Annotated in this window: 3 protein-coding genes; 2 read left to right on the top strand and 1 reads right to left on the bottom strand. The window is 72.9% G+C overall.

Translation table 11 applies throughout. The features are described 5' to 3' along the window. Nucleotides 1-2,645: sensor histidine kinase (locus AC13HU_RS30555; RefSeq protein WP_483045215.1), on the bottom strand; the 2,645-nt coding region annotated here is incomplete at its 3' end. A gap of 368 nt (nt 2,646-3,013) precedes the next feature. Between AC13HU_RS30555 and AC13HU_RS30550 the strand changes: the two genes are divergently transcribed. Together AC13HU_RS30550 and AC13HU_RS30545 are read left to right on the top strand one after the other, a co-directional pair. Continuing rightward, complete coding sequence (locus tag AC13HU_RS30550) at nt 3,014-3,985, top strand: ABC transporter substrate-binding protein (RefSeq protein ID WP_483045214.1); 972 nt, start codon at nt 3,014-3,016, stop codon at nt 3,983-3,985. 192 nt (nt 3,986-4,177) lie between these two features. Further along, on the top strand, nt 4,178-5,907 hold a 1,730-nt coding region (locus tag AC13HU_RS30545), incomplete at its 3' end, for an aromatic amino acid lyase (protein ID WP_483045213.1).

The following is a 5,907-nucleotide window of genomic DNA, read 5'->3' as shown; positions in this document are numbered from 1 at the left end:
GGAGAGGGTACGGCGGGGCCGGCGGCAGCTGTGGCGGTCGGGGCGGCCGCGCCGAGCGTGGTGGCGAGGGTGGCGCCCTTCGCGCGGCGCCGCAGTCCGCGCGGCGCCGTACTCCCGACGACGGATGCGCCTGGCACACCTGGTGCGCCGGACCCGCCAGGTGCCGCGGGCACGCCGGGCCTACCCGCCGTACCGGGCGCGCTCACCGGGCCTCCGCCGACTCCCGCCCCGCGCGCCCCACTTCCGTTTCCACTTCCGTTTCCGTTCTCCGCCCGCCCCGGGCGACCGCGCTCGGGTGGCACGGCCGCCGAGCTGATCGCCGCGTTGCGCTGCGGCACCCTGCGGGGGAGCGGCGCGGGGCCGTCCGGGCGGCTCGGCGCCGCATGCCGGGCCCCGCCGCGGCCCTCCGGATCGGTACCCGACTCCAGCTCCGGGTGCGGGCGGGCCGGACCCGACTCGGGCACCCGGGCGGCGTGCCGCGGCCCGCGTCCGGTGCGCTCGCTCCGTTCGGCCCGGTCGCCCCGTTCGAGTTCCGCGGGCCCGGGTTCGTACGACCGGCGCCCTGCTCCGCTCCCGTCGGCCCCGGCCCCGGCCTCGAAGCGGGGCCGGGTGTCCAGCCGCTTCCTCGGCTCCGTGAACGGGCTCATCATCAGCAGCAGTGCCGACGGGATCGTGACCTGCGCGGTGACGCCGCCGCCCTGCGTACGGGTCAGCGTGACGCGCACACCCCAGCGCCGGGCCAGGCTGCCGACCACGAACAGGCCGAGCACCTTCGTGGGCACCAGGTCGAGGCGTTCGCGGCGCACCAGCCGGGCGTTCTCCTCCGCGAGCCGGGCCGCGCTCATGCCCAGGCCGTGGTCGGTGACCTCGATCAGCGCGCCGTCGGAGCGGGCGCTCACGTTCACCTTGACCGGGCTGCGGGCGGGCGAGAACGCGACCGCGTTCTCCAGCAGTTCGGCGAGCATCAAGGTCAGGTCGGCGATGATGTCGGGCGCGACGGTGACCTCGGTGTCGGCGTCGAGCGAGACCCGCTGGTAGCCCTCGATCTGGCCGAGCGCGGCGCGCACCACGTTGGTGAGCGGGGTGGGCCCCGCCTCCATGCCGGTCTCGCGGATGCCGGCCAGCAGCATCAGGCTGTCGGCGTTGCGCTGGAGCCGGACCGCGAGGTGGTCGATGCGGTAGAGCCGGTCGAGCAGCGCGGGGTCGGTCTCGCCGCGCTCCACCGCGTCGATCAGGGAGAGTTGACGGGCCGTCAGGTTGCTGACCCGGCGGCCGACGTTGCCGAACATCTCGGCGGTGTTGCGGCGGCTGAGCACCTGCCGTTCCAGCAGCGCTGCCGCGGTGGTCTGCACCTGGTTGAAGGCGGCGGCCAGGTCGCCGATCTCGTCGCGCGCGGTCACCGGCATCTCGCGCAGCCGGGGCGGGCTCGCGTCCACGGCGTCGTCGTCGGCGACCCGGGCCAGTTCGCGCCCGGCCACCTCCGCGACCTCGGCGGCCACCCCGGTCAGCGCCTGCACCGGCCGGATCACCGAACGGCGGATCGCCACCGACAGCGCCAGCCACAGCGCGAACGCCACCAGCGCGCCGGCCAGCAGCCAGGCCGCCCGCCACCACGCGTTGTCCGAGGCGCGGTCGGCCCGGTCGGCGATCTGGCCGATCAGCGAGCTGGTGACGCGCAGCCGGCTCTCCGCCTGCTGCTGGTACTGCGGGAATGCCTGGAGCGCGGTGGTGAAGGCGTTCCTGATCGCCGCCGGGCCGTTGGCCACCAGCGCGCTCGGGTCCACCTGGAGGCCCGCGTACTGCTGCGAGATGGTGTTCCAGGCCGTGCCCTGCTCGATTCCGGCCAGCTCGGCGTTCTGCCGCGCGGTCGCGTAACGGCCGAACCGGGCCGCCTCGGTCGTGTAGACCTGCTCGGTGCCGACCGCGTTGACGAACTCGATCAGCGCGTTGGAGTCGCCGGTCTGCGCGGAGAACACGCTGGTCTCGAAGGAACTGTGCGCGGCCTCGGCGCGCAGCAGCGAGTCCAGCAGGCTGCCGGTGCGGGTGGTGGACAGGTTCGTGCTGGTGTCCAGGCCGAGGCCGTCGATCAGGTCGTCCATCGCGGAGGTGTACGCCGGGTCGATGTTGTCGGCCGGCAGGTAGCTCTGCTCCACGGTGCTGCGCAGGCTGCTCAGGCCGTTGATCTCCTTGAGCACCTGCTCCTCGGCGGCCGGCAGCCGGGAGCCGAAGGCGCGGCGGACCGCCTCGACCTGCTGGTCCACCGCGTCCTGCGCGTCGCGGTAGGCGACCAGCGACGGGCGGTCGCCGGTGGTGGCCGACTCGTAGCGCACCGACAGCAGCAGTGCCTGCTGGTGCTCGGACTCGACCCGGTCGACCAGGGTGGCGACCTGGCGGCTGCTGCGCACGAGCTGGGCGGCGGAGCCCGCGTCCCTGGCCTGGCCGACCAGCCCGGAGATCACGTAGCCGAGCAGCAGCGCGACCACGACCAGGGGGACGCCGAGCAGGACGTCGAGCTTGCGGCGGAAGGGCCGACGGTCGGCGAAGCGGGCGAGTGCGGATGTTCGGGGCGAGCGGTCGCCATCGTGCGGGACTTCCGGGGCCGGATGATGCTCCTGTTCCGGTCCGTTCGCTCCGTTCGCGGACACGACGCGTCCTCCTCCGTGACTTTGACCACTTTCGTCACCCTGGGTGGACGGAAGTGGCTGAAAAACTCCCCGTGTCAGTCCGGGAATGGTCGCCAACTGCCCGGAGACTACCTCGTCTTGCCGTCCGGCACCTGGCCCCTACATCAAGATCCTGTTACGTCGGTGCGGTTCCGGCCGCCCGCTGATCCGGCTCCGTCGCAGGTCGGCGCGGCGCCGGTGGTGGTCGGGGACGGCGCTTCGCGCAGTCGATGCCAATCGGTGACCGGGCTTCACTTGACTGGGCCGGAAGGGGCTGGATTGGATCGTCGCCAAGGCATGTTTCGAACAACGTTGATCATCTTTCGAACACCGAGCCGGAAGCGGAAACCGTGACAACTCGCGAGAACAGCACCTGGTCCAGCCCGAGTTACCTCCGACTGGCCGCCGTGGCGGTCGTTGCCGCCGTGGCAGCGCCTCTGCTGGCGGGCTGTTCCTCCTCCTCGTCCGGCGACGGCGGCAGCGACCCGCTGGCCGGGAAGAAGGCGTCCGGCGGCACCGTGGTCGTCGGCTCCAACAACTTCGCCGAGAGCACCGTGCTCGCCTACATCTACGGCGAGACGCTCAAGTCCAAGGGCATCAAGGTCAGTTACAAGCTGAACATCGGCACCCGTGAGACCACCTACGGGATGATGAAGAACGGCACGCTGACGGTGCTGCCGGAGTTCAACGGCGCGCTGCTGTCCTACCTCGACGCCAAGGCCGTGGAGACGACGGCGACCGCGACCGATGCCGCGATCACCGCGAAGCTCGACCCGAAGCTGACGGTGCTGAACGACGCACCGGCCCAGGACAAGGACTCGGTGACGGTCAACGCGGCCACCGCGAAGAAGTACCACCTGACCGCCTCCTCGTCGATCGCCGACCTCGCCTCGATCGGCAAGGACATCGTGATCGGCGGCTCGCCGGAGTTCCAGACCCGCCAGCAGGGCCTGGTCGGGCTGAAGTCCGAGTACGGCGTGGTGCCGAAGTCCTTCAAGGCGCTGGACGCCGGCGGCCCGCTCACCGAGTCGGCGCTGAAGAGCAACAACGTCCAGGCCGCGGACATCTTCACCACCGACCCGACCATCAGCTCCGAGAAGTTCGTCACGCTCCAGGACCCGAAGAGCCTCTTCGGCTTCGGCAACGTGCTTCCGCTGGTCTACAAGACCGGGCTGTCGCAGGCCGGCATCGACGCCCTCAACAGCGTGTCGGCCAAGCTCGACACGGCGAAGCTGCTCGACCTGGACACCCAGGTGCAGACCGACAAGAAGGACCCGCTGGCCGTGGCGCAGACGTGGCTGAAGTCCATCGGCGTGAGCTGAGCCGGGACCGCGTACGAAGCTGAGGGCGACCCCGGGGTGCAGGCAGCGCCCCGGGGCGACCTCGCTCAGCACGAGTTCTCGGTACGACCCGAAGCCCGACCCGAAGTACGGCCCCACGTACGGCCCTTCGTACAGCCCCGAGCACGACCGCTACGGACACCCCCTCCGTACGACCCTCAGCGGGAGGCGACCATGGGAACAGCCCCTGAGTCGTCGTCGCACCGCGGCAATGAGGCTTCCTCCGCACCCGAGCGTGTGAAGGCGGCCGGCGCGGTCCTCGACGGCTTCGGTCTCGACGCCGACGGCGTCGCACTGCTCGCCGACGGCGTGACCGAGCCCGTCGTCCCGCCCGACGCGTACGCACGCGCCGAACGCTCCTGGCACACGGCCCGGCAACTCGCCGCCTCCGGCCGGATCTACGGCCGCGACACCGGCGTCGGCGCCAACCGGATGGTCTTCCTCAGCGACGAGGACAAGGACGAGCAGGACCTGCGGCTGCTGCGCAGCCACGCCGGCGGTGTCGGCGCGCTGCTGCCGGCCCGCGAGGTCCGCGCGATGCTGGCGGTCCGCGCCAACCAGGTGCTGGCCGGCGGCTCCGGGCTACAGCCCGCACTCGTCCGCGCGATGGTCGAGGCGCTGCGGCTGCACGTCCACCCGGCCGTCAACGAGTACGGGGCGGTGGGCACGGGCGATCTGACGGCGCTGGCGCAGACCGGGCTGACGCTGATCGGCGAGCGGCCGTGGCTAATGGACCCGGTGGGGGCGCTGGGCCCGGAGCTGGACCCGATCGGTGCGGATGCGGTGACGGCGGACGGTGCCGTACGGGGCACGGAGCCGGCGGGCGCGGTACGGCCGGATACGGTACGGCCGGGCGCCGGAACGTCCGGCTCCGTACCGTCCGAGCTCGTATCCTCCGGGCCCATACTGTCCAACTCCGGACCGTCCGGGGCCAATTCGACCGAGCCGGGGCCGGTGGGCGTCCACGCCGACCCGCACCCCGACGGCGGCCCGATCGCGCCGCCGCACACCAGCGCCACCGCACCCGGACCCGCGCCCGTCACCCTCCAACGCGGCGACGGGCTCGCCCTGATGAGCAGCAACGCCCTCGCGCTCGGCCAGGCCGCCCTGGTCTGCCACGACATCGACGTACTGCTGCGCGCCTCGCACGTCATCGCCGCCCTCTCGCTGGCCGCGGTCGGCGGTTCCCTGGAGGCATACGCCGCGCCGGTGCACGCCCTGCGCCCGTACGCCGGCACGCTGCACGCCGCCGCCGAGGTACGCAGGCTGCTCGGGCAGCCGGAACGCCCGCAGTTGCCCGGCCGGCGCATCCAGGACCCGTACGGCTTCCGGGCGTTTCCGCAGGTGCACGGGCCGGCGCTGGAAGCGGTCGGCGCGCTGCGCCGGGTGCTCGGCGTCGAGATCAACTGCCCTTCGGAGAACCCGCTGATCACCGAGGACGGCGGGCCGGACGGCGGTCCCGCGGTCTACCACCACGGCGGGTTCTTCGCCGCGCCGCTCGGCCTCGCGCTCGACCAGCTCTCGCTGGCCGTGCTGCAGACCGCCCGGCTGTCCACCGCGCGGCTCGGGCACCTCGGCGACCCCGACATCACCGGGTTGCGGCCCTTCCTCGCCGACGGGCCCGCGGCCAGCTCCGGGGTCATGATCCTCGAGTACAGCGCGAACTCCGCGCTCGCGGAGCTGCGGGCGGCCGCTTCGTCGCCCGCCTCCGCCGGGCACACGGTCATCTCCCGCGGTCTCGAAGAGGCGGCGAGCTTCGCCTCCCAGGCGGCGCGGCAGGCGCTCCGCGCCGCGGGGGCCTACCGGCTCGTGCTCGCCTGTGAACTCGTCGCGGCGGTCCGGGCACTTCGCACCCGGCCCGCGCCGCTGCTCGACGCGGGCGCGCCCGTGCACGCGGTCCTCAC

The organism is Streptomyces sp. NH27 (assembly GCF_056859195.1).
Note: the sequence above shows the minus strand (reverse complement) of the source record. Positions and strands in the feature narration are given on the sequence as shown.